Source organism: Gordonia sihwensis, from assembly GCF_029632925.1.
In the GTDB taxonomy this organism is placed as follows: Bacteria; Actinomycetota; Actinomycetes; order Mycobacteriales; family Mycobacteriaceae; genus Gordonia; species Gordonia sihwensis.
On record NZ_CP121248.1, the window covers coordinates 2813974 to 2836606 of the forward strand.

Below are 22633 nucleotides of genomic sequence, written 5' to 3' on the forward strand. Positions count from 1 at the left end.
CGCCCATGGCCCCGTGGCCACAGTGCGTCCGGCGATGCGGCTGCCGACCCCTTCGGCGTCAGACCGCGGTCGGCACCGGCGGCTGACCGGACAGATCCACATCCAGTTCCCGCATCGCCGAGACCGGCTCCGCCGGGAGAATCAGTCGCTGGGCCGCGGCCGCCAGACCGCGTCGATCCCCTGCAGGCATCTGCAGGTCGAAGATCGTGATCGTGACGGTGAGATGGCGCGATCGCACGATACGTGACAGCGTGCTTGCGACGGTGTCTTCGCCCAGGAATCCCGGCATGGTGGTCCGTGAACCGCGATCGGTGTACGAGAGTCGGACCGGCAGGATCGGGACCCCGGCATCGACGGCGGCCTGGAAGAACGCCGGACGGAATCTACCGGACGCGGTCCCGCACCACGTCGTCCCCTCGGGGAACACCGCGACCGTGCGACCGCGGTCGAGGATGCCGCCCACCCGATCGAGCATCGGGCGCAGCCGGCGCAGATCGCCGCGCCGATGCGCCAGTACTCCGAACAGGCGGGCGATCGGGCCGAAGCCCGGCATCGCCAGCACCTCGCTCTTGGCGACGAAACGCGCGGGCGCCACACATGCGATCGCGACGATGTCCAGATAAGAGATGTGGTTCGCGACGATCAGCGCGCCGCGCAACCGGGGCGCATGTGACGGACGGCGATCGTCGATCTCGAGCAGCACCCCCATCGAGCGCAGCGTCACTCGGGCGCCGGCGCGCCAGTACCGGTGGCGCAGCCCGCGCGGGCACGCCACGGTCAGCAGTCCGAAGAGCAGGATCGTCACGCCGACGACAGCGAACGACGTGAGCCGCACGCTCGCTCGCAGCCGGGACACCGGGGGCGTGTGCGTGTGCACGCAGTGCACACCGCACGGACTGACGGGCATCCACGGACTGGACTCCACTGCGCCTACTTCCCGTCGGCGCCGAGCCGGGTCATCGCACCCCGGAGACGGTCGGTGTACCGCTGGTCGCCGTTGTGGCGATCCAGGACGGTGAGGAAGTCACCGACGTCGAACACCTCGTCGAACGCCGGCTCCCCGCACACGCGGGCACCGAGGCGGACATAGCCGCGCAACAGTGCGGGCAGCCGGTTGACGGCGGGAGGCTCCAGATCGTCGAGCCTGGCTCCGTCGACCTCCACGTGCCGGTACGGGTACACCTGCCAGGGCGCCCGGTGCCTGTCGCGGGCGAGGTCGCGGATCCCGCGCAGTTCCCGACCGCGGCCGATCGCCGATTCCAGGGGCACCGATACGCAACCCATCAGATACCGGTAACCGCCCTCCTCGAGGTAGTTCAGGACGGCGGCCCACAGCATCGCCGTCACCGAACCGCTGCGGTGACCCGGGTCGACCACCGCGCGGCCCATCTCGACCGTCTCGCCGCGGATCTCCGAGAGCTCTCCGAGATCGAATTCACCGGCCGAGTACCAGCCGCCGGCTGCGATCGCCCTGGGCGGCGGCAGCACCCGGGCGCAGCCGACGAGTGCCCCGGTCGGCATGTGACGGACCAGCATGTGGTCGCAGAACTCGTCGAAAGCGTCGGCGTCGCGGCCCGAATCGGCGTCGCCGATGGCGTCGGAGTAGCCGGGCTCGCCGTTGAATACCTCGTATCGGAGTCGTTGCGCGTCGTCGATGTCGTAGGGGTTCTCGGAGATCAGGACCTGGTAGTCGCCCCCGGCGAGGACCGGTCGCGCGAGGATCGGAGACGGGAATCCGGTGGAGACGTCCGTTACTGTCATGCCTCGCAGTCAAGGCGCGTCGTTGAACGTCCCCGGCAATGCGACGTGACGTGTCCGGACACTGCGGGTGAACTCCTGTCGTGCTCGGCTCACGCGTAAGCGTCGAGATCGCCCCGCCGCACGGGGTGCGGCGGGGCGATCTCGACGCTTACGCGAAGATCAGCGCATCACTTGCGCTTGTTGATCTCCTCGGTCAGCTGCGGGGCGACGTTGAACAGGTCGCCGACGATGCCGAAGTCGCTGATCTCGAAGATCGGGGCCTCTTCGTCCTTGTTGACGGCCACGATGGTCTTCGAGGTCTGCATGCCGGCACGGTGCTGGATCGCGCCCGAGATGCCGAGGGCGATGTACAGCTGCGGCGACACGGTCTTGCCGGTCTGACCCACCTGGAACTGGCCCGGGTAGTAGCCCGAGTCGACGGCGGCACGCGATGCGCCGACAGCGGCACCGAGCGAGTCGGCCAGTGCCTCGACCACCGAGAAGCTCTCGGCCGAACCGACACCGCGGCCACCGGAGACGACGATCGACGCCTCGGTGAGCTCGGGGCGGTCGCCGCCGACGTTCGGCGCGAAGCCGGTGATCTTCACACCGCCTTCCTGAGCCGGAACCTCGACCTCGACGACCTCGCCCGCACCGGCGGCCGGCGCGGCCTCGACGGCGCCGGGCCGCACCGAGATGACCGGGGTATCGCCGCCGGCCTGCGCGTCGACGGTGAACGCGCCACCGAAGATCGAGTGCACGCCTGCGCCGCCCTCCTTGACCTCGATGACGTCGGTCAGCAGACCCGAGCCCAGACGCACGGCCAGACGGCCGGCGATCTCCTTGCCGTCCGCGGTGGCGGCGACGAGGACGCCTGCGGCGCCGTTCGCCTCGGCCAGCTGCGACAGCACGTCGACCTTGGGGGTGATGAGGTAGTTCGCGACGTCGTCCGACTCGGCGACGTAGATCTTCTCGGCGCCGGCCTCGGTGAGACCCGCGGTGACGCCGGCAGCCGAGCCCGGCTTGCCGACGACGACAGCGGACGGGGTGCCGAGGGCGCGCGCCGCGGTGATGAGCTCGCTGGTGACCTTCTTCAGCCCACCTTCGGCGTCCTGCTCAACGAGCACGAGTACTTCAGCCATGATTGTTCTCCTGAATGTCTATGGGTTCGCCAGATGAAGTGGTGGGCGCGATCAGATGATCTTCGACGCGACCAGGAACTCGGCGACCTTGACGCCACCGTCGCCCTCGTCCGTGACGCGCTCGCCGGCCGTCTTCTCGGCCTTCGGGGTGACGCCGGTGACGGTGCTGCCCGCGTTGGCCAGACCGACGGTGTCGGCCTCGACGCCGATCTCCGCGAGGGTCACGACATTCACTTCCTTCTTCTTGGCGGCCATGATGCCCTTGAAGGACGGGAAGCGCGGCTCGTTGATCTTCTCGTTGACCGAGACGATCGCCGGCAGGGCGGCCTCGACGTTGAAGATGCCTTCGTCGGTCTCCCGCTCACCGCGCAGGGTCTCGCCGTCGATCTCCAGCTTGCGCAGGTGGGTCAGGTGCGGCAGCTCGAGGTACTCGGCGATCATCGCCGGCACAGCGCCGCTGCGACCGTCGGTGGCCTCGTTGCCCGCGATGACCATCTCGACGCCCTCGATGGTGCCCAGCGCCGACGCCAGAACGTAGGCGGTCTGGACCGCGTCGCTGCCGTGCATCAGGTCGTCCTTGATGTGGATGGCCTTGTCCGCACCCATCGACAGAGCCTTGCGGATGGCGTCGGTGGCGCGCTCGGGACCGGCGCACAGCAGCGTCACCTCGCCGCCGTTGGCTTCCTTGATCTGCAGCGCCTCTTCCACAGCGCGCTCGTTGATCTCGTCGAGCACTGCGTCGGCGGCTTCCCGGTCGAGCGTGAAATCGCCATCGGCGAGCTTGCGCTCGGACCACGTGTCGGGAACCTGCTTGATCAGAACGACAATATTCGTCATGGGTCTACGTCGACCTCCTGCATCGGGTTCGGCAACTTACCGGCCGGTAAGGCCATGGTTCACTCATCACTTTAGCGGCTGGTACTCGGCGACGAGAACATGGCACCGATCACTTCCCGCATGCAGGCGCCCACCCGCACGGGTACTAAGGTCGTGGCGGTGACCGATTACCAGGCGACACCGCAGTCCGATCAGCTCGCGCTCACCGGTGAACGCACCGTACCCGGAATCGCCGCGGAGAACTACTGGTTCCGCAGGCACGAGGTGGCCTACGAGTACATCCTCGACCACTGCGCGGGCCGCGACGTCCTCGAAGCCGGATCGGGTGAGGGCTACGGCGCGTCGATGATCGCCGCGCGCGCGAAGTCGGTGACATGCGTCGACTACGACGAGCAGGCCGTCGATCACACACGCCGCCGGTACCCCGAACTGGTCGTCCACCGGGGCAATCTGATCGACCTCCCGCTGGCCGACGGATCGGTGGATGTGGTCGTCAACTTCCAGGTGATCGAACATCTGTGGGACCAGAGTGCCTTCGTCGCCGAGTGCCACCGCGTTCTCCGCCCGGGCGGGGTGCTTCTGATGAGCACCCCGAACCGCATCACCTTCTCCCCCGGCCGCGACACTCCGCTGAACCCGTTCCACACCCGGGAGCTCAGCGCGGCCGAACTGACCGAACTGCTGACCGGAGCGGCCGCGCCGAACGGGCCCGACGACGCCGGCCCGGCGGCCTTCGACGTCCGGCAGATGCTCGGCGTCCACCACGGCCCGGCGCTGCGCGACCTCGACGAGAAATGGGGTGGATCGATCATCGACGCCCAGATCGACCGCGCACTCGCCGGAGACGAGTGGCCCGCCGACCTGGCCGCGGACGTCGCCGCGGTGGCGACCTCCGATTTCGACATCCTCTCCGCCGACGACGCCGACATCGACGCGAGTCTCGACCTGCTCGCCGTGGCCGTGCGCCGCTGACGACCCTCGATCTGGAGCCGTGATGAGCACGACCGCCGCTGCACCGCGCGCCGAGAAGGTACCCGGCCAGTTCACCCTGGTGCTGCATTCGCATCTGCCGTGGCTGGCCAATCACGGCCGCTGGCCGGTCGGCGAGGAATGGCTGTACCAGTCGTGGGCACACTGCTACCAGCCCGTCTTCGCCGCCCTGCGACGCCTCGCCGACGACGGATACACCGACCTGATCTCCTTGGGCATCACCCCGGTGCTGGCCGCCCAGCTCGACGACCCGCACTGCGCCACGTCGATGTACGAGTGGCTGGCCGACTGGCAGTTGCGCGCGATGGAGGCCGCGACCTCACCGGACGCCGACCGTCGTGCGATGGGCCACCGCGAGTTCCGTGCGGCCGCCGGAGCACTGGCCGATTTCGAGTCGCAGTGGCGGCACGGCGGCAGCCCGCAGATCCGTCCGCTCGTCTCCGCCGGGGTGATCGAACTGCTCGGCGGACCGCTCGCCCATCCCTTCCAGCCGCTGCTCGACCGACGACTCCGGCAGTTCTCCCTCCGGGAGGGTCTCGCCGACGCGCGGTTGCGCTGGGGCACGCAGCCGTCGGGCATCTGGGCGCCGGAGTGCGCGTACACGCCGGGCATGGAGCAGGAGTACGCCGCTGCCGGCGTAGGCCACTTCATGGTCGACGGCCCCACATTGCACGGCGACACGGCGCTCGGCCGCCCGGTGGGCGACTCCGACGTCGTCGCGTTCGGACGCGATCTGACCGTCAGCTACCGCGTGTGGTCGCCGAAGTCCGGCTACCCCGGGCACGCGAACTACCGCGACTTCCACACCTACGATCACCTGACCGGTTTCAAACCCGTTCGGGTCACCGGCAAGAACGTGCCGGGTGACGCCAAGAAGCCCTACGATCCGGCTCTCGTGGACCCCGTGATCGACAAGCACGTCGACGACTTCATCGACTGCGTGCGCTCACGGCTCATCGCCGAGTCGGACCGGATCGGCCGTCCCGCACACGTGGTCGCGGCCTTCGACACCGAGTTGTTCGGCCACTGGTGGTACGAGGGACCGGTATGGCTCGAGCGGCTCATGCGCAGGCTGCCCGAGTCGGGGATCACGGTCGGATCGCTCGCCACCGCCCGCCGGAACGGATTCGTCGGCGACCCGGTCCGGATCGACGACTCGTCGTGGGGCTCGGGCAAGGACTGGCGCGTCTGGGAGGGTCCGCAGGTGCAGCACCTGGTGCGGCTCAACGAGGAGGTCACCGCGACCGCGCTCGATTGCCTCGACAAGCGGCTCGACGGCGGTCACGGGATTCCGGACGTGCGGGACGAGGTAGCCGACCAGATTCTGCGCGAGACGCTGCTGACGGTGCAGTCCGACTGGCCGTTCATGATCTCGAAGGACACCGCCGCCGGCTACGCCCAGGACCGCGCGTACAAGCATGCGCACGCCACGCGAGAGATCTGCGAGGCCTCCGATGCGGGCAAGGAGCAGCGGGCCGCCGGGCTGGCCGCCGGGTGGCGCCGCGCCGACAATCTGTTCGGCGCACTCGACGCCCGCCGTCTGCCGAGCCGCGAAGGCGGGTTCTGATGCGCGTGCTGATCGTCTCCTGGGAGTACCCGCCAGTGGTGGTCGGGGGCCTCGGCCGCCACGTCCACCATCTCACCGAGGCCGTCGCCGGCCTGGGCCACGAGGTGACGGTGCTGACCCGCCGACCGTCGGGCACCGACGCCCGGACCCATCCCACCACCGACACCGTCGTGAACGGCGTCCGTGTGATCGCGGTGGCCGAAGACCCGCCGGCGTTCGATTTCGGCGCCGACATGATGGCGTGGACGCTGGCGATGGGCCACGGCTTCGTCCGCGCCGGCCTGCGCCTCCTGCGTGACGGCCCACCGCCGGACGTGGTGCATGCGCACGACTGGCTGGTGGCCCACCCCGCGGTTGCGCTGGCCGAGTACTTCGACGTTCCGCTGGTGTCGACTCTTCACGCCACCGAAGCCGGGCGGCACAGCGGATGGGTGGCCGGCCACATCAACCGGCAGGTTCACTCGGTCGAATGGTGGCTGGCCAATGCCTCCGACGCGCTGATCACCTGTTCGGCGTCCATGCGCGAGGAGGTGGCGACTCTCTTCGGCCCCGACCTGGCGCCGATCACCGTGATCCACAACGGAATCAACGTCGGCACCTGGCGGTTCGTGGATCGACGCCCGCGCAGCGGTCCGCCCGAGTTGCTCTTCGCCGGTCGGCTCGAGTTCGAGAAGGGCGTGCAGGATCTGCTCGAGGCACTCCCGGTGATCCGGCGGGCGCACCCCGGCACGCACCTCACGGTTGCGGGCGACGGCACCCAGATCGGCTGGCTGCGTCAGCTGGCCCTCGAACATCAGGTGACGGCCGCGGTCGACTTCGTCGGACGGCAGGACCACGACGGCCTGCTGAAACTGATGCACCGCTGCGACGCGATCGTCCTGCCGAGCCGTTACGAACCGTTCGGCATCGTCGCCCTCGAGGCAGCCGCCACCGGCATCCCGTTGATCACGTCCACGGCGGGCGGGCTCGGCGAAGCGGTGACCGACGGCGAGACGGGCTGGACCTTCGACCCCTTCGATCCGGAGGGACTCGCCGTCGCCGTCTGCGAGGCCCTGGACGACCCGGCGGCGACGCAGCAGCGCGCCCGTCGCGCCCGTACCCGGCTGGGCGAGGAATTCACCTGGCAGTCGATCGCCAAGCGCACCGCATCGGTGTACGCGGCTGCGCGCCGGCGCCCGCCGCGTGACCTCGGCCGTCCGGACATTCCGATGCGCCCGATGCCCGATCGAGACCCGTCGCAGCCCTGATCGAGGCCTTCGGCCCATGCGCCTGTGGACGACATGCCCGATGCGCATAACGGTTCGATAACAGAAGGTATCGGCCTATTCGGACGTCTGCGATTACTCGGTCAGTGGTACAACGTCACGATTTTCGAGTTCGGTGGCGTCGACGATGACCACCGCGACCAGAGGTAAGAGATATGAACCGTAAGACCAAAGGTGCACTGGCCGTCGGCGCGGGGGCGATCCTCCTGCTCGGCGGAGTCGGATCGTACGCACTGTGGAACGACACCGAGGACATCGTCGGCGGCAACATCACGACCGGCGACTTCGGGCTCGACTGCGGCACCGGCGGCACCTGGACCGACGTCTCGCCGACCATGATCGGCGGCAGCGCGATCAATCCCCTCGAAGACCTGATGGTTCCCGGCGACGTCTGGAAGTACTCCGGTGACTGCACTGTCACGGCGACCGGTAAGAACATGAAGGCCACGCTCGGCGTGAACCTCGGCACCACCAACGTGCCGTCTGACAACTTCGTCGTGACCACCTCGGTCAACGGCACCGACACCACCACCACGCCGATCGACGTCACGAACGGGCAGGAGCTCCCCGTGACCGTCCAGGTCGAGTTCAAGGAATCGACACCGGGTACCGAGGACACCAACGCCTCGGTGCAGGTCAGCAATATGAAGATCACACTCAACCAGGTCCGGCCGTCCTGACGGAGAATCGCTGAGCGAAACCCCGGACCGTGACCCAGCGCAGACTGCTGCTCGGAGCCCTCGGAGTCCTGGTGGTGTCACTGATCTTCGGATCGGTGTACACCACCGGGGCTCTGTGGGCCGATGAGGAGACTCGGAATCCAGGCACCATCGAGACGGGCACCATCGGCCTCGATGCACATGGCGACGGAGCGTCGTCCCACACCTTCCCCGCACTGCAGGGAACGAACATCGCGGTCGGCAACGTCACGCAGGCGCCGCTGAAGATCAAGAACACCGGCTCCACGCGGATCAAGTTCCTGCTCGCGAGCGCCGGGCCGTCGATCACGTCCTCCGGTTCGGCGGTCACGGTGCGGCTGTCGGGTTCGGTCGGTGGCTGCCCCGGTGGCACGGGGGATCTGAGCGGGGCCTTTCCCGCCACCGACACCACGGGTCCGCACACGGCGATCGCGCCGACGTCCCCGTCGTCATCGGATTGGAAGGTGCTCGACGTCGGCGCCGAGACCACCTGGTGCGTGCAGGCCCAGCTGAAGTCCGTCACCGGCACCCAGCCCGCCCAGTATCAGATCAACTTCGACTTCTCCGTCGGACAGCTGCGGCCGGGACAGAACCCGTGACCGGCGACGAATCGGCTCGGACCGAGACCGGCGGCTCGGCGGAGGTGGAGCGCACACCGCGTCAGCGAGCACTGCACATTCTGTGGCAGACGGTCAGCTGGATTCTCCTCATCGCGGCATTCGCCGTGCTGTTCACGACCATCGTGATACCGAAGGTCGCCGGGGCGCGGCCGTACTCCGTACTCACCGGGTCCATGCGGCCGGATTATCCGCCGGGAACGCTGATCGTGGTGAAGCCGCGTCCGTTCTCGTCGATCGAGGTCGGCGATGTGGTCACCTATCAGGTGAAGTCGGGACAGCCCGGTGTGGTGACCCACCGAGTGGTCGGATTCGACAAGTCGCCGTCCGGTCAGCCGCGGCTGATCACCAAGGGCGACGCCAACAGCGCCGTCGACCCACCGGTCCGGCCGGTGCAGGTCCGCCGAGTCCTCTGGTACTCGGTTCCGCTTCTGGGCTATGTCAACACCTGGTTCAGCGGCGCCAAACGCACCCTGACGGTGTTCGTCCTCGCCGGACTGCTCTTCGCTTACGGCGCGTGGCAGTTCTACACCGACTGGAGACAGGAGCGCCGAGACAAAGCCGCCGCCGAAGCGGCCGCGGGGCCGGCGGACGACACTCCGACCGAGACGTTCGCCGCCGTGCACAGCGACGCGCAGACCCAGCCGATCGCCGACGCCAGTGCCGACGATCCCCTTCCCGAGTGGCCTTCGTCGAAGGAGCCAGAATCGTGAGACCCGGATGGAAGACGGCGGTCACCTCGAAGAGGGTCCGCGCGCTGCTCGCGTGCGGCGTGCTCCTGGGTACCGGCGCGATAGGTACCTCGGCGCTCTGGTCCACCACCTCCCAGACACTGTCGGGAACGTTCACGACCGGGGTCCTCAAGATCGAGGCGAACGGGTCACACACCGCGACCCTCACCTTCCCGGGAACACTGCTCCCGGCCTACACGACTGCTGCAATGGTGGACGTCCAGAATGTCGGCTCGGTCGCGCTCACGTACGTCCCCTCGGTGCAGGCGACCGGCACTTCCGGCACACCGCCCACCGACGTCGGCCGGTGGACGACACTGAAATCAACAGTCGTCGCCGCGAACGCCACCGTCGGCAGCACGTCGACCGGCACGGTGTGTCCGTCGGGATCGGCCACCCTCGTATCGGCACAGAACGTCTCCACGGCGAAGACTGAATTCACTGGCGTACCCCCGCGGCCGTTGGCGGTCGGCAGCAGCGAGCGGCTGTGCATGCAGCTCACACTCCGGACCGACACGCCGGCGCAGTACGCGGGCCTCAACCTCGGGTCTGCAGGCAGCGTCGTCTTCTTCTTCGATGCGACGGGATAGCCACGTGAACGACGACGCCCCCACTCAACCGATCACCGCCACGCCGACCAGGCCGGCCGGGCATCGGCGCCTCGCCGATCGCGCGCTCACCGTGGGCGCGGTTCTCGGTGCACTCTGCCTCCTCGCCACGGTCGTGGCCCTGATCTTCGGTATCCGGCCGCTGATCTTCGAGACCGGATCGATGGCGCCGACCATTCCCGTGGGATCCCTCGGCATCTCGAAGACCATCGACGCGAACCGCCTCGAGCCCGGAGACGTCGCCACGGTCGTGCGCGACGACGGCACACGCGTCACCCATCGCGTAGTATCCGTCGACGCGAAGTCCTCGGCTTCCGCTGAACTGACGATGCAGGGCGATGCGAACTCTGCGCCCGACCCGAACCGGTACATCGTCGCCGACGCACGGCGCGTTCTCTTCACTGTGCCGATCCTCGGGTACGTCGCATCGTGGCTCGCCAACCCGCTCACCCTCACCCTCCAGGCCCTCGCTGTAGCCGCCCTGCTGGCTATCGCATTCGCACCCGCGCGGGGGTGGCGGAACACGAAGATCGCTCATCGGCTGCTCGCCGGCACCGCGGCCGTGACCGTCATCGCCGTCGCAGCCTCCGGCATACACGGTTCCGGGCCGGCTCGAGCCGCGCAGTCAGACCAGGCGACCGCAACCGGCGCGCTGGCCACCGGGTGGGAGGCCGACCCCATCTCGCTGGCCTGTACCGCCTCGAATCCTGGATTCGGACTCTCGAAATCGGTGCAATTCAGCTGGCCCAACGTGGCACAGCCGGACCCGAACCGGAAATTCGTCCTGTCGGTGACGAAAGGCTCGTCCACCGAGGCTGACACTTTCCTGACCAGTGCTTACCCCGCGAACTCGACCATCACCAAGGACATCACAGGGGGCAGCTTCTGGACTTGGCTCTGGGACCTGCTCTTCGGCGGCGGCGACACCGTTCTAACCATTTCCCTGCGGGCCTACGATTACCTTTTCCCGTCGCAGCGGACACTGACCGTCCAAGTCCAGTTCCACGCCGCGCGACTTCTCCCACCGGCACTGCCCTACCTCGAGTGTCTCTCGCCGTCATCCGTCTCGCGGGCCGCACCCAAGGCGAGCCCGAGCGGTTCCGCGACCGCTTCGACCTCCGCAGCCCCGTCGAGCTCCGCGGCCCCCTCCACGTCTGAGTCCCCGTCGACCGCTCCAGGGTCGTCGGAGTCGAAGCCGGCGCAGCCGTCCACCACCGACAGTCCGAGCGCCACCCCCGAACTTCCGCCGGGCGGAACGCTCACCTCGTCCGGACAGTTCGCGTTCTACGACGACGGCGGCGCGGTGACGATCCGGGACGCGACCTCGACCGAGGTCGTCTACCGGGGCAGCTTCCCGTCGTCGAGTTCGGTGCGCTGGCTGCCGCAGAGTGAGCGGCTGGAGATCACCGAACCCGACGGCACCGTCGTCGTGGTGAGCCGCTCGGGCGGGGTCTGGAGTGAGGCGCGCACGCCGCCGACCACCGCTGCGCCCGACGCTCCGTCCCCGGAGGCCCCGGCCGCCCAGCCGGAGACCTCCGTCGAACCGGTTCCGGTGGCTCCGGCCGGCTGACCTCCGGCGGCTGATCGGCAGCCGCGGTGAGCCGATCCCGGATCGGCCGAGGCGCTACTCTGCGCTGGTGTCCTCGCCCCGGGCGGCGGCCTTCTTGCGCTCGATGTCGGCCAAGGCGCGTTCGAGTTCGGCGCGCTGCTCGGCGCCGGCCTCCCACGCCTCCTTGCGGTTCTTCACCATGCGGGCGGGCGCGCCGACGGCTATCGCGTAGTCGTCGATCACTCCGCGCACCACCGCATGGGCACCGAGCACACAGCCACGCCCCACGGTGGTGTTGCGCAGCACCGTCACCTTGGCGGCGATCCAGGTGTCCGGGCCGATTCGCACCGGCCCTTTGACGATGCCCTGGTCTTTGATCGGCAGGTCGAGATTGTCGGTGACATGGTCGAAGTCGCAGATGTAGCACCAGTCCGCGATCAGCGTCGATCCGCCGATCTCGAGATCGAGATATGAGTTGACGACGTTGTTGCAACCGAAGACGGTCTTGTCCCCGATGCGCATGCTGCCCTCGTGGCAGCGGATGGAGTTGCCGTCGCCGATGTGCACCCAGCGCCCGATCTCCATCCGCGACAGTTCCGGCGTCGCGTGGATCTCCACGTTCTTGCCGAGGAAGACCATGCCGCGCAGCACGATGTGCGGGTTCGCCATCCGGAACCTGGCCAGACGGTAGTAGCGCACGAGATACCACGGTGTCCACGCGCGATTGCGCTTCACCCAGCGCAGCGAGTCCATCGTCAGGAAACGAACCTGCTGCGGGTCGCGGCGGCGTCCGGCACGCCAGCGTGAACGATAGGAGGCGTTCCACATCGTGGTCATGAAGACACACAGTAAACGACGGTCTCCGACAGACCTCCGCCAGCGGACGATTGGCCTGGTGACACGACACGATAGAGTCGTGCGCGGGCGCGACGGCAGTCGCGCATCTCGACCAGATCGGAGCACGATGACCCAGGCCGCACGCCGACGTATGCGCGCGATCCTCCGCACCGCCGTTCTCGGGGCGCTGACCGCGCTGATCGTCGCCTCCTGCTCCGACGGTCACCTGGACGTGCGGTCGGTGCCCGCGGCGGGCTGGTCGTCGTACGGCGGCAACAATGCGAACTCGAACTACAGCTTCGCACGACCGCCGGCCGACCTCGAACTGTCGTGGACCCGGCCCACCGGAGGCCCGGTGACCAGTCCGGTGACCCTCAACGGCGGCGGAGACGTCGTCGTCAGCGCACGGACGCCGGTCGGTTGCAACTTCCTGGTGCTCGACTCGCGGGCGGGACGGAAGAACTTCTGCAAGCGCATGGCCGACGGCTTCTGGGGCAACGCGGCCGTCGTGGATCAGTTCTCGCAGCCGTACATCGGAGAGCCGGGCCGGTTCCTGGCGCTCACCGGCGGCGGAGCGATCCGCTGGCGCAAGGACGTGGCCGGAGTACCGACGTCGGCCAAGTTCGTCGGCCCCGGCCACGTGCTGGTGACCACGTCGCTCGGCCAGGTGATGATCCTCAATTCACAGAACGGCGATCTCGCGATGCCGCAGGCCGAGCTCTGGTCGGCGCCCGCCGCCGACCCGTTGACCGGGCTGGGCGACTGCGTGAGCGGCGGGCCGGGATGCGCGATCTCCGCGCCTCCGGCCGTCGACTGGGCGCACCAGCGCCTCTTCCTCAACTTCTTCCCACAGGGCGCGAAATCGTCGCAGGTGAAGGCGCTCTCGTACGCCCGCCAGGGCGACCACCAGGCGATCACCGACCGGTGGGCCACCGACCTTCCCGGCGGTGTCGTCGGCCCTCCCACCGTGTCGGCCGACGGCAAGACCGTCTACGCCTTCAGCAGGGACGGCCGGATCAACGCACTCGACGCGTCCAACGGCGCGGTGAAGTGGACCCACGACAACGGCGGATACGGGTTCGGCACCATGTCCGTCTCTCCCGACGGACTGATCATCCCGGCGGGCACCATCGGCGCCCCGCTGGTGATCTTGCGCGACGCCGGCGACAGGGCCGAAGAAGTCCTTCGCCGCGACGACCTCCAGACGACGGGACTGTCGAGCATGACCGCGGCGGGCACCGCGTGGACGGTGGTCCGCACCGGCGCCGACCAGAACCTCGAATTGATGGAGATCGACACCCGCTCGGGCGCTACCGAACGCACGCTGCCGATGCCGGACGCCAAGGGATTCGCGACGGGCGTCGCGGTCTCGCCGACCGGCCGCCTGGCGGTCGCCACCAATATCGGCGCAGTGTACTACTACAGCCCGAAGTCGCCGTCTTAGCGCCGGACACCCGGCTCGCACAGGAACGCGGTCCCCGACCGACCGATGCGCGTCATGATCAGCGCAAGAGGTCGGGAACCCTTGAGCTTCAGCCGCTTTCGCAGACGGTCGGGGTCCACGTCGAGCCCCCGGACCAGGATCTCCAGACTCCCGCAGTCGTGCGCCGCCAGTGCGCCCCGAAGGTTCTTCTCCGAGACCCCCAGCTGGTCGATCACCCGGAAACCGCGCTCCCCCGCGGGCACGCGGCCACCGGTCAGATAAGCGATCTGCGGGTCCAACTGCCGCAGCCCGTGTCGGTGGGCGTAGTTCCGCACCAGACCGGCGCGAACCACCGCGCCGTCCGGATCGATGATCCACTCGTCGACTCCCGGCGGATCGATGTCGTCGGGATCGGCACTGGTGATCTCGTAGTCTCGGCCGGCTGCGCGCAGGACGGTCGCTCGGCGGCGCGGCTGCGTCACTTCGCTCCACAGACATGCCTCGCGGACGCCGCCGTCGAGCGAGACGATCTGGACCTGGCCCTCGAAACCGAACCGATCGCGCAGCAGTCGGTAGTCGAGCCCCGGGGCGCATTTGACGACCAGCTCGCGTCCGGCGTACACCGCGAGCAACTCCAACAGCGGCGGATCGAGTTCGTCGAGCTTGAAGGTTCGGCCACGCGCATTCCTGCGCGCCGGGTCGGCGATCACCACGTCGGCGTTCGACACCGGCGCGAGGGCGTCGGCGCGCGCCAGCAGCCACGGCGAGCGCCGCTCGTCGCCCAGGGACATGTTGTGGTCGGCCATCGCCAACCGGACCGGATCGACGTCACTGCCGATCACACCGGCGATGCCGCTCGTCACCGACAGCGCCATCATCTCCGATCCGATGGAACAGGTCATGTCGTGCACGACGGCTCCGGGATAGCGCGCCGCGATGTCGGCCGCCCGGTGCTCGGCCACGGCCGCCGCCGTGGCCTGCTGGACCGCGGTGTCGCTCGCCAGCAGCTGATCGGCGTGTGCCAACCGTCCGGCGGCCTTGCGGCGATTGAGGACGGTCTCGACGAGCGCCGGCGCGCGGTCGCCGTACCGGGAGCGCAGATCGGGCATCTCACGCAGCAGCGAATCAGGAGTCAGGGCCATCGCGGACGCGTTCTGGAGGGCCTTGTCGCCGTACCGGGAACGCAGGTAGTCGACGTCGTCGATGCTGAACTCGTAACCCACAGCGCAACCCTAGTCGGTGCGATAACCGGTATAACCGGCACCATGACATGGAGCGAGGAGTTCGTGACACGGTCCCGTATCCGGGAGCAGAATCCGGACCCCGACTGGCGAGCCGGCAGCCGACTCCCCTCACCGGTGATCCGGAGTCTGCAACGGTTCCAGGTGGGCGAGAGCGGCGACGGCGCTGCGCTGATCCGGCTTGCGGAAGCAACCGGCGATCCCGACTACGCCGCGGCGGTTCGGATGTTCGTCGCCGAGGAACAGAACCACGCGCGCATGCTGGCCGAATTGCTTCGGGCAGCCGGGGCGCCGACGATCGCCGGGCACTGGTCCGACCGCGTGTTCGTCGCGACGCGGCGCGCCCTCGGACTGCGGAGCGAACTGCTGGTACTGGCGACCGCCGAGCTCATCGCACTGGAATACTACGGCGCGCTCGCCGCATCGTCCGACCCTCTGCTGCGCGAGGTCTCGTCGCGGATCCTGGACGACGAACGCCACCACGTCCGCTTCCAGGAACGCCGGTTGCGCGAGGCGTTCGCGCCCGCACCGCGATGGGCGCGCAGGCCGGCGGGCGCCGCGTGGCAGACCTTCGCGACCGTCGTGATCGCGGTGGTGGCATTGGACCACGGGCCGGCGCTGCGCGCGATAGGCACCACGAGGCGGGATTTCTACACGCGCTGCCGTCGGCTGATGACCGACTTCCGGGTGGCGGTGTTCGACGGCGCCGGGCCGCCATAGCGATCACCGCCCGGCTCCGGCCCCTCGCGGAGGAGGTCGCCGATGCCGAGCGGTGCGTCGATCGTTTGCGGAGGGTGCCCTACTTCTCCGGCTTCACTCCGGTGATCAGAACGTTGTAGAAGAACTTCGGCGGAACCAACTTGCGGAGGACGTTCTCATCGAGCCAGGTCATGCGCTTCCAGCCGCCGAACGCGAAGCCCGCCCAGCCCCAGCCGAGCTTCTCGGGCGGCACCGCGGCCTCGAAAGTCCGGACCGGCCAGCCGAGCATGGCAGCGGCGAGTTCCTCCGCGGCCGACTCGACCTGGACCGCACCCGCGCTGGTCGCCAGTCGCTCCAGATCCTCGGGCGAGAAGGTGTGGATGTCGACGACGGCCTCCAGTGCCGCCGCGCGCGAGCTCTCGTCGAGTTCCTCCTGCGGCCGGCGCCACGACTTGAGCGGCCCGAACTTCGTGATATTGGTGGTGGCCCACCAGGTGGCGCGGCTCATCCACCGGGCGTAGAAGTCACCGTACGTCGAGGGCTCGCCAGCGAAGACGAAGCGGCCGCCGGGCTTGAGCACGCGCAGCACCTCCCGCAACGACTTCTCGACGTCGGGGATGTGATGCAGCACCGCGTGGCCCACGACCAGATCGAAGGTGTCGTCCTCGTACGGGATGCTCTCGGCGTCGGCGACCCGGCCGTCGACGTCCAGGCCGAGGTTCTCCGCGTTGCGCAGCGCCACCTTCACCATGCCCGGCGACAGATCGGTGACCGAGCCCTTCTCCGCCACACCCGACTGCATCAGGTTCAGCAGGAAGAAGCCGGTGCCGCAACCGAGCTCCATGGCCCGGCCGTACGGCAGCGGCGCATCGGGAAGGATCTTGTCGAGACGACCGCGGGCGTAGTCGATGCAGCGCTCGTCGAAGGAGATCGACCACTTCTCGTCGTACGTCTCGGCTTCCCAGTCGTGGTAGAGGACCTGCGCGAGCTTGGTGTCCTTCAGCGCGGCCTCCACCTGCTCGGCGGTGGCATGCGGATTGGGTGCCGGGTCCACTTGATCGGCGGCGTCGACGCCCGTGGGGGACGGATCGGCGGGGTTCTGGTCGTCGATGGCGGTCATTGTCGGGTGTTTCCCTACTTTCCGGTGAATTCGGCTTTGCCCGGGCCGTTGGCTACGAACGACTCCATGCCGATGGTGCGGTCCTGCGTCGCGAACAGAGCCGCGAAAGCCTGTTCTTCGATCTTGAGTCCGGTGGCCAGGTCCACTTCGACACCCGAGTCGACGGCGGTCTTCGCGGCGGCGAGGGCGGCCGACGCCGCTCCGGAGAACTGGCCCGCCCACTTCAGCGCTTCGTCGTACACGTCGTCGGGTGCCACCACCTGGTCGACGAGACCGATCCGCAGAGCTTCCTCGGCACCGACGAACCGACCGGTGAAGATCATGTCCTTGGCCCGCGAGGGGCCGATCAGCCGCGCGAGCCGCTGCGTGCCGCCGCCTCCGGGGATCACTCCGAGCAGCACCTCGGGCACGCCGAGCTTGGCGTTGTCGCCGACGATGCGCCGATCGGCGCCCAGCGCCACCTCGAGTCCGCCGCCCAGCGCGTAACCGGTGATCGCCGCGACCGTCGGCTTCGGGATGTCGGCGATCGCCCCCAGCGCCCGCTGCAGACGTCCGGCGACCTTCTGCATGTCCGAGAACGACATATCGTTCATCTCTTTGATGTCGGCGCCCGCCGCCAGCACCTTGGGCCCGCCGTAGATGACGACGGCCTTGACGTCGTCGCGCACGCTCGCCGCGTCGGCGGCCGCCGCGAGCTCATTCTGGACCTGACGGTTCAGCGCGTTCATCGGCGGACGGTTCAGCAGGATCGTCCCGACGCCCGGATGTTCCTCGGACGTCTCCAGCGTCACAAACTCAGCCATGAGGGCAGGCTACCGGTAAGTCAGGTCGTCGACCCAACCGGGCGGTAAGCATGTGACACCTGAACGCTCCCGAGAGGGATTAGTGTTGCCGCATGGGTGACGAAGCCGTCGTACTGCAGGTTCCCGGGCCCGACGGGTCGGTTCGCGACGTGCGGGTGAGCAGCCCCGACCGTGTCTATTTCGCCGATGCCGGACTCACGAAGCTCGACCTCGCGAGGTACTACCTGGCCGTCGCGGACGGCATCACCCGCGCTCTGTACGAACGGCCGTGCATGCTTCACCGCTTCCCTCGCGGGACGGCGGAGAAGAAGGTCCACCAGAAGAAGCTCCCAGCCGGTGCGCCCGACTGGGTGCAGACCGTCGACATCTTCTTCCCCCGGTACTCGCGTACCGTCCACGAACTGTGCGTGACCGAGCCCGCGGCGGTGCTCTGGGCCGTACAGATGGCGACTGTCGAGTTCCACCCCTGGAACTCGCGGCGCTCGCACGTCGAACAGCCCGACGAGTGGCGGATCGACCTCGATCCGATGCCCGGCGCGGACTTCGCCCGCGTCCGCCGGGTGGCGCACGTGGTCCACGAGATACTCGACGAACTCGGCATCCGCGGATTCCCGAAGACGTCCGGCGGGCACGGGCTGCACGTCTACGTTCGCATCGAACCCGAGTGGGGATTCGGCGACGTGCGCCGCGCCGCACACGCTTTCGGTGCCGAAGTGGTGCGACGGCTGCCCGGCGACGCCACGGTGACGTGGTGGCGCAAGGACCGCGATCCCGACGCCGTCTTCATCGACTTCAACCAGAACGCCAGGGATCACACGATGGCCGCCGCGTACTCGATCCGCGCGAACGCCCGCGCCACAGTCTCGGCGCCGCTGCGCTGGGACGAGATCGACGACGCCGAGCCGGACGACTTCACCGTCGCGACGATGCCCGCCCGCTACGCCGAACTCGGCGACCTTCACCGCGCGATCGACGACCGCGCATTCCGGCTCGACCCCCTGCTGGAGTGGGCCGACCGAGACGGACTCGCCGGCGAGTAGCACCCGCGCCGGATGCCGCGCCCCTCTCCGGCTACGACGCGGAGTCCCCGAGCCGTTCCATCCGGCCGTCGGCGAGCGAGGCGAGGTACTCGTCGGAGTCGGCGAAGCGGAGCCCCTGAAGTCCCGCCGGGTCGGCGATGGCCGGTTCCACCGGCGCGATGACGTGCTCGGCGGCCATCAGTTCGGCGACCGTCGCGTACCGGGCGACCTCTCGGAGCTGCGACCACGTGGGCGGGAGCAGAAAGTGCCGCCCCGCCTCCCAGTCGGCCAGCGCTCGCTCCGCGGTCTGCCACTCGGTGGCGGCCGCCTCCGAGGTCTCGCCGTCGGCGTTCTGCCCGGCGGGGAGTTCCGCGAGGAAGAAGCGGGTGTCGTAGCGGCGAACCTCGTTCTTGGGGGTGATCCAGTGCGACAGCGGCGCGAGCAGATCGGTGCGCAGCACCAGTGCGTGCTCGTTCAAGAACTGCGCGAACGAGATCTCCTTGTTCACCAGGCGGGCGCGTTCACCCGCCAGGCTCGCCGGGTCCGGATGGACGGCGTCGGACGACCCGGCAAGGAGCACCCCGCATTCCTCGAAGGTCTCGCGGACCGCGGCGCACACCAGCGCCCGCACGGTCTCGACGTCGGTGCCGAACTTCTCGCCCCACCAGTCCACGTCCGGGCCCGCCCACGCGATCTCCGCATCGCGGTCGCGATCGTCGACACCGCCGCCGGGGAACACCGTCATCCCGCCGGCGAACGCCATCTGCTTGACCCTGCGCTGGAGGAAGATCTCGATGCCGTCGGCGGAGTCTCGGACGAGGACGACCGTGGAGGCGTCCCGCAGCGGCACCGGGGCCGAACCTTCTTCAGCAAACATGCACGTTCCTTCGACTGAGCGATCATCTGCGACCGAACTTACGCTCGGTCGGCCGGATTCAATACTCGCATACCCAAGAAACGCCGCATCGATATTCGGCGGGCCGGTCGGGTCATTCCCCGCGACGGTGACCGCCCGCTCGGCGTGCGCGACGAGCGAAGTAACGGCCGTCGTCCCGGGTGAGCGCGATGTTCTGGCGGAAGGTCGCCGTGAGGTTCTCGGCCGTGAGCGCCTCGTCGAGCGGACCCTGTGCGGTCACGGCGCCCTCGGACAGCATCATGATGTTCGTGAAGCCCGGCGGAATCTCTTCGACGTGATGCGTGATCAGTACCAGCGCCGGGGAATCCGGATCGGATGCGAGCACACTCAGCCGGTCGACGAGTTCCTCGCGCCCGCCGAGATCGAGTCCAGCGGCCGGCTCGTCCAGAAGCAGCAGTTCCGGGTCGGTCATCAGACCTCGGGCGATCAGCACTCGCTTGCGTTCGCCCTCCGACAACGTGCCGAACGTGCGATCGGCGAGGTGTTCGGCGCCCATCGACTCCAGGATGTCCGCCGCCTGCGCCCGGTCCATCTCGTCGTACTGTTCGCGCCAGCGGCCCAGCACCGAATAGCCTGCCGAGATCACCAGGTCGGAGACGAGTTCGTCGCCCGGCACCCGGGCCGCCATCGCCGAACTCACCATGCCGATCCGGGTCGACAGCTCACGCACGTCGGTGCGGCCCAGCCGCTCGCCCACCACGAACGCCTCACCGCGGGTGGGGAAGTCCATGGCCGCGGCCATCCGGAGCAGCGACGTCTTCCCAGCGCCGTTGGGCCCGATGATCACCCATCGCTCGTCGAGCTCCACCTGCCAGTTCACCGGGCCGACGAGCGTCTTGCCGTCACGCACCAGGGAGACGTCGCGAAAATCGATGAGCAGGTCGGGGTCAGCAATCAGTTCGGTCACGTCTCCATGGTGCCGGATGCCTCACATCGCCGGTGCGGCGGAATACAAAGACGCCCCGCACCGCTGAACCATCAGTGACCGATTCCGTCGTTTCCGATCCCTCAGACGCTGTCTCCGATCCCTCAGACTCGCCGGCCGATTCCCGCGCCGCGCGGTCCCGCGTCCCGTTCTCCCTCCTCGACCTCGCTCAGGTGGGCCCCGGCGAGACCGTCGCCCAGTCCCTCGCGCACTCGCTCCGGATGGCGCAGTTCGCGGACCGGACCGGTTACCGGCGGATCTGGTACGCCGAGCACCACAACATGCCGGCCATCGCGTCCGCAGCGCCCGCGGTCCTCGTCGCGCACATGGCGGCCCACACCTCCCATATCCGTCTCGGCGCCGGCGGCGTGATGCTGCCCAACCACTCGCCGCTGGCGATCGCCGAGCAGTTCGGCACCCTCGCCGAGCTCCATCCCGGCCGCATCGATCTCGGCCTCGGGCGTGCGCCGGGCGGCGATCAGGCCACGTTCACCGCGCTCCGACGCACTCCCGCGGCCGCAGAGAACTTCCCGGGCGACGTCGTGGAACTCCAGCGCTACTTCGCGGGTTCCTCGGTCCACGGTGTGGTCGCGACCCCGGGCGCGGGCACCGGTGTCCCGCTCTACATCCTCGGATCATCACTGTTCGGCGCCCAGCTCGCCGCGGCCCTCGGTCTCCCCTACGCCTTCGCCTCGCATTTCGCGCCGCAGGCCCTGGAACGGGCAGTGGAACTCTACGTGCGCGACTTCCGGCCCGCACCGCTACCCGACGGCGGACAGACCGAGCCGTACGTGATTGCGGCCGCGACCGTCATCGCCGACGACGACGCCGACCGCGCCTACGAGCAGCTCCGATCGGCGAAACTGCAGCGGATCAAGTTCCTCTTCAACCGCGGACGTCACCTGAGTGACGCGGACGCAGCCGCTCTGCTCGACGGACCGCAGGGCGCTCAGGTCGACGAGATGCTTCGGCTCGCCGCGGTCGGCACACCCGACGACGTCCTGGGCCGACTCGATCGGTTCGCCGAGCGTATCGGCGCCGACGAATTGATCCTCGCCCCGCTGGCGGGCGATCGCGAGGTGTGGTTCGGCACCGTGGAGAAGTTGGCCCCGAGCGTCTGAGCGGTCCGGCTACGACCGCCGTGCGGCGGAGCCGAACAGCTCACGGCCGGGCGAGTTCAGCGATCACAGTCATCGACCCGGGCGCGATCTCGGTGAAACCGGCATCCTGCACGGGGACAGCGTCGCCGGCCGCGGCGGCGTCGACGAGACGGGCCCAGTGCTGCGGTCCCGGCAGGCGGACGTCCAGGGGACAGCCCTCCGCATACCAGTCCGCGGTCTGCATCTCCGACATCAAGCGGACTCCCAGCATCGACGCGTGACCGACCTGTGCCGCCGTCTTCCCCACCGTCATCTCGAGGCCCGGATTGACCCAGAGGATCAGGACGGCGGAACCGTCCACCGGTGCATCGTCGCCCGGTAGCGGGCCGTCGACCTCGGTGCCGCCGATCTGCAATTTCGCGATCCGCTTGTCGACGTCGCCGATGCGGCTCGGCACATACGCCCGAGCCTGCACGCCGCTCACGGTCGCGGTGACTCCCGGTACGCCTTGAGCCGCCTCCCATTGGGCACCCCGTGCGCGTCGGGCGATCTTGCGGATCCGGGCATCGCACCAGGCGTCCATCGGTGCGGCCCACTCCCCGTCCGCCGCGACACGAGGGTCCAGACAGAGCAGGACGACGGCTCGAGCCGCCGACACCAGCAGCGAATGGCGCTCGGGTGGGTCCTTCTTCTCGATGTGCAGGACCATCTGCATGGCCTGTACGTTCTGCGGGTCCTCGGGATCGTCGTAGGCACCCTGGTACGACACCAGGCGCCGGTACTGATCGGTGACGGAGACGCTCATC

General features: G+C 68.7%; 23 protein-coding genes. 12 read left to right on the forward strand and 11 right to left on the reverse strand.

Translation table 11 applies throughout. The features are described from left to right. Nucleotides 1-58: 58 nt before the first annotated feature. The 4 genes from P5P27_RS13540 to P5P27_RS13555 all read right to left on the reverse strand — a co-directional run bounded on the left by P5P27_RS13540 (nt 59) and on the right by P5P27_RS13555 (nt 3719). Nucleotides 59-907, reverse strand: a complete 849-nt coding sequence (locus P5P27_RS13540; RefSeq protein WP_278124424.1) for a lysophospholipid acyltransferase family protein — start codon at nt 905-907, stop codon at nt 59-61. A 23-nt stretch (nt 908-930) separates the two neighbouring features. Next, nucleotides 931-1761: a GNAT family N-acetyltransferase gene (locus tag P5P27_RS13545; RefSeq protein ID WP_278124426.1), complete on the reverse strand. Its 831-nt coding sequence runs from the start codon at nt 1759-1761 to the stop codon at nt 931-933. 167 nt (nt 1762-1928) lie between these two features. After that, the gene (locus P5P27_RS13550) at nt 1929-2882 is read right to left on the reverse strand and encodes an electron transfer flavoprotein subunit alpha/FixB family protein (protein WP_006895905.1); all 954 of its coding nucleotides are present in this window, start codon (nt 2880-2882) and stop codon (nt 1929-1931) included. Between the two features lie 51 nt (nt 2883-2933). Continuing rightward, the gene (locus tag P5P27_RS13555) at nt 2934-3719 is read right to left on the reverse strand and encodes an electron transfer flavoprotein subunit beta/FixA family protein (RefSeq protein WP_278124429.1); all 786 of its coding nucleotides are present in this window, start codon (nt 3717-3719) and stop codon (nt 2934-2936) included. Nucleotides 3720-3818: 99 nt separating this feature from the next. On the opposite strand from P5P27_RS13555, the gene P5P27_RS13560 reads away from it, so the two are divergent. The 8 genes from P5P27_RS13560 (at nt 3819) to P5P27_RS13595 (ending at nt 11765) form a co-directional block, all read left to right on the forward strand. Next, complete coding sequence (locus tag P5P27_RS13560) at nt 3819-4691, forward strand: class I SAM-dependent methyltransferase (RefSeq protein ID WP_006895899.1); 873 nt, start codon at nt 3819-3821, stop codon at nt 4689-4691. A 22-nt stretch (nt 4692-4713) separates the two neighbouring features. Further along, nucleotides 4714-6276, forward strand: a complete 1563-nt coding sequence (locus tag P5P27_RS13565) for a 1,4-alpha-glucan branching protein domain-containing protein (protein WP_006895898.1) — start codon at nt 4714-4716, stop codon at nt 6274-6276. Continuing rightward, nucleotides 6276-7523 (forward strand): glycosyltransferase family 4 protein, encoded by a 1248-nt coding sequence (locus P5P27_RS13570; RefSeq protein ID WP_278124431.1) that lies wholly within the window; start codon nt 6276-6278, stop codon nt 7521-7523. The genes P5P27_RS13565 and P5P27_RS13570 overlap by 1 nt, the downstream gene beginning before the upstream one ends. A 173-nt stretch (nt 7524-7696) precedes the next feature. Then, a complete protein-coding gene (locus tag P5P27_RS13575) occupies nt 7697-8221 on the forward strand; it encodes an alternate-type signal peptide domain-containing protein (protein ID WP_006895892.1) in 525 nt (174 codons plus the stop codon). Nucleotides 8222-8250: 29 nt separating this feature from the next. Next, nucleotides 8251-8838, forward strand: a complete 588-nt coding sequence (locus P5P27_RS13580; RefSeq protein ID WP_045537044.1) for a hypothetical protein — start codon at nt 8251-8253, stop codon at nt 8836-8838. Next, nucleotides 8835-9569 carry a signal peptidase I gene (locus tag P5P27_RS13585; protein ID WP_278124434.1) on the forward strand — a complete coding sequence of 245 codons (735 nt, stop codon included), beginning with the start codon at nt 8835-8837 and terminating at the stop codon, nt 9567-9569. The genes P5P27_RS13580 and P5P27_RS13585 overlap by 4 nt, the downstream gene beginning before the upstream one ends. Next, nucleotides 9566-10177 (forward strand): hypothetical protein, encoded by a 612-nt coding sequence (locus P5P27_RS13590; protein WP_006895889.1) that lies wholly within the window; start codon nt 9566-9568, stop codon nt 10175-10177. The genes P5P27_RS13585 and P5P27_RS13590 overlap by 4 nt, the downstream gene beginning before the upstream one ends. A 4-nt stretch (nt 10178-10181) precedes the next feature. Beyond that, nucleotides 10182-11765, forward strand: a complete 1584-nt coding sequence (locus P5P27_RS13595; RefSeq protein ID WP_222111518.1) for a S24/S26 family peptidase — start codon at nt 10182-10184, stop codon at nt 11763-11765. 54 nt (nt 11766-11819) lie between these two features. On the opposite strand, the gene P5P27_RS13600 is transcribed toward P5P27_RS13595, so the two are convergent. Further along, nucleotides 11820-12581, reverse strand: a complete 762-nt coding sequence (locus tag P5P27_RS13600) for an acyltransferase (protein ID WP_039867167.1) — start codon at nt 12579-12581, stop codon at nt 11820-11822. Between the two features lie 127 nt (nt 12582-12708). On the opposite strand from P5P27_RS13600, the gene P5P27_RS13605 reads away from it, so the two are divergent. Beyond that, nucleotides 12709-14025: an outer membrane protein assembly factor BamB family protein gene (locus P5P27_RS13605; RefSeq protein WP_278124438.1), complete on the forward strand. Its 1317-nt coding sequence runs from the start codon at nt 12709-12711 to the stop codon at nt 14023-14025. Here P5P27_RS13605 and P5P27_RS13610 read toward each other — a convergent pair. Then, on the reverse strand, nt 14022-15227 hold the full coding sequence (locus P5P27_RS13610; protein WP_222111516.1) for a THUMP-like domain-containing protein: 1206 nt from the start codon (nt 15225-15227) through the stop codon (nt 14022-14024). The genes P5P27_RS13605 and P5P27_RS13610 overlap by 4 nt on opposite strands. 63 nt (nt 15228-15290) lie before the next feature. On the opposite strand from P5P27_RS13610, the gene P5P27_RS13615 reads away from it, so the two are divergent. Further along, nucleotides 15291-15965 carry a ferritin-like domain-containing protein gene (locus P5P27_RS13615; protein WP_278124439.1) on the forward strand — a complete coding sequence of 225 codons (675 nt, stop codon included), beginning with the start codon at nt 15291-15293 and terminating at the stop codon, nt 15963-15965. A gap of 79 nt (nt 15966-16044) precedes the next feature. Here the strand turns inward: P5P27_RS13615 and P5P27_RS13620 are convergent, their stop codons facing one another. After that, entirely contained in the window at nt 16045-17064 is a 1020-nt protein-coding gene (locus tag P5P27_RS13620; protein WP_006895883.1) for a class I SAM-dependent methyltransferase, read from the reverse strand. A 14-nt stretch (nt 17065-17078) separates the two neighbouring features. After that, on the reverse strand, nt 17079-17867 hold the full coding sequence (locus P5P27_RS13625) for an enoyl-CoA hydratase/isomerase family protein (RefSeq protein ID WP_278124441.1): 789 nt from the start codon (nt 17865-17867) through the stop codon (nt 17079-17081). A gap of 92 nt (nt 17868-17959) precedes the next feature. Between P5P27_RS13625 and ligD the strand changes: the two genes are divergently transcribed. Next, the gene (gene ligD / locus P5P27_RS13630) at nt 17960-18907 is read left to right on the forward strand and encodes a non-homologous end-joining DNA ligase (protein ID WP_006895881.1); all 948 of its coding nucleotides are present in this window, start codon (nt 17960-17962) and stop codon (nt 18905-18907) included. Between the two features lie 31 nt (nt 18908-18938). Here ligD and P5P27_RS13635 read toward each other — a convergent pair whose 3' ends face one another. Both P5P27_RS13635 and P5P27_RS13640 read right to left on the reverse strand, forming a co-directional pair. Then, entirely contained in the window at nt 18939-19763 is an 825-nt protein-coding gene (locus P5P27_RS13635) for an NUDIX hydrolase (protein ID WP_278124442.1), read from the reverse strand. 112 nt (nt 19764-19875) lie between these two features. Then, nucleotides 19876-20709, reverse strand: coding sequence for an ABC transporter ATP-binding protein (locus P5P27_RS13640; RefSeq protein ID WP_006895879.1), 834 nt, complete (start codon nt 20707-20709; stop codon nt 19876-19878). A gap of 74 nt (nt 20710-20783) precedes the next feature. Between P5P27_RS13640 and P5P27_RS13645 the strand changes: the two genes are divergently transcribed. Continuing rightward, complete coding sequence (locus P5P27_RS13645; protein WP_278124444.1) at nt 20784-21848, forward strand: LLM class flavin-dependent oxidoreductase; 1065 nt, start codon at nt 20784-20786, stop codon at nt 21846-21848. Nucleotides 21849-21888: 40 nt separating this feature from the next. Here the strand turns inward: P5P27_RS13645 and P5P27_RS13650 are convergent, their stop codons facing one another. Continuing rightward, entirely contained in the window at nt 21889-22632 is a 744-nt protein-coding gene (locus P5P27_RS13650) for a peptidyl-tRNA hydrolase (protein ID WP_278124446.1), read from the reverse strand. Nucleotide 22633: the final 1 nt, after the last annotated feature.

Excerpts from the sequence above, each read along its gene's own strand:
- P5P27_RS13575 (WP_006895892.1), top strand. The coding sequence starts at position 7,697 with ATGAACCGTAAGACCAAAGGTGCACTGGCCGTCGGCGCGGGGGCGATC.
- P5P27_RS13560 (WP_006895899.1), top strand. The coding sequence starts at position 3,819 with ATGGCACCGATCACTTCCCGCATGCAGGCGCCCACCCGCACGGGTACT.
- P5P27_RS13555 (WP_278124429.1), bottom strand. The coding sequence starts at position 3,719 with ATGACGAATATTGTCGTTCTGATCAAGCAGGTTCCCGACACGTGGTCC.
- P5P27_RS13570 (WP_278124431.1), top strand. The coding sequence starts at position 6,276 with ATGCGCGTGCTGATCGTCTCCTGGGAGTACCCGCCAGTGGTGGTCGGG.
- P5P27_RS13565 (WP_006895898.1), top strand. The coding sequence starts at position 4,714 with ATGAGCACGACCGCCGCTGCACCGCGCGCCGAGAAGGTACCCGGCCAG.
- P5P27_RS13545 (WP_278124426.1), bottom strand. The coding sequence starts at position 1,761 with ATGACAGTAACGGACGTCTCCACCGGATTCCCGTCTCCGATCCTCGCG.
- P5P27_RS13605 (WP_278124438.1), top strand. The coding sequence starts at position 12,709 with ATGACCCAGGCCGCACGCCGACGTATGCGCGCGATCCTCCGCACCGCC.
- P5P27_RS13600 (WP_039867167.1), bottom strand. The coding sequence starts at position 12,581 with ATGACCACGATGTGGAACGCCTCCTATCGTTCACGCTGGCGTGCCGGA.
- P5P27_RS13635 (WP_278124442.1), bottom strand. The coding sequence starts at position 19,763 with ATGTTTGCTGAAGAAGGTTCGGCCCCGGTGCCGCTGCGGGACGCCTCC.
- P5P27_RS13620 (WP_006895883.1), bottom strand. The coding sequence starts at position 17,064 with ATGACCGCCATCGACGACCAGAACCCCGCCGATCCGTCCCCCACGGGC.
- P5P27_RS13550 (WP_006895905.1), bottom strand. The coding sequence starts at position 2,882 with ATGGCTGAAGTACTCGTGCTCGTTGAGCAGGACGCCGAAGGTGGGCTG.
- ligD (WP_006895881.1), top strand. The coding sequence starts at position 17,960 with ATGGGTGACGAAGCCGTCGTACTGCAGGTTCCCGGGCCCGACGGGTCG.
- P5P27_RS13625 (WP_278124441.1), bottom strand. The coding sequence starts at position 17,867 with ATGGCTGAGTTTGTGACGCTGGAGACGTCCGAGGAACATCCGGGCGTC.
- P5P27_RS13540 (WP_278124424.1), bottom strand. The coding sequence starts at position 907 with ATGCCCGTCAGTCCGTGCGGTGTGCACTGCGTGCACACGCACACGCCC.
- P5P27_RS13650 (WP_278124446.1), bottom strand. The coding sequence starts at position 22,632 with ATGAGCGTCTCCGTCACCGATCAGTACCGGCGCCTGGTGTCGTACCAG.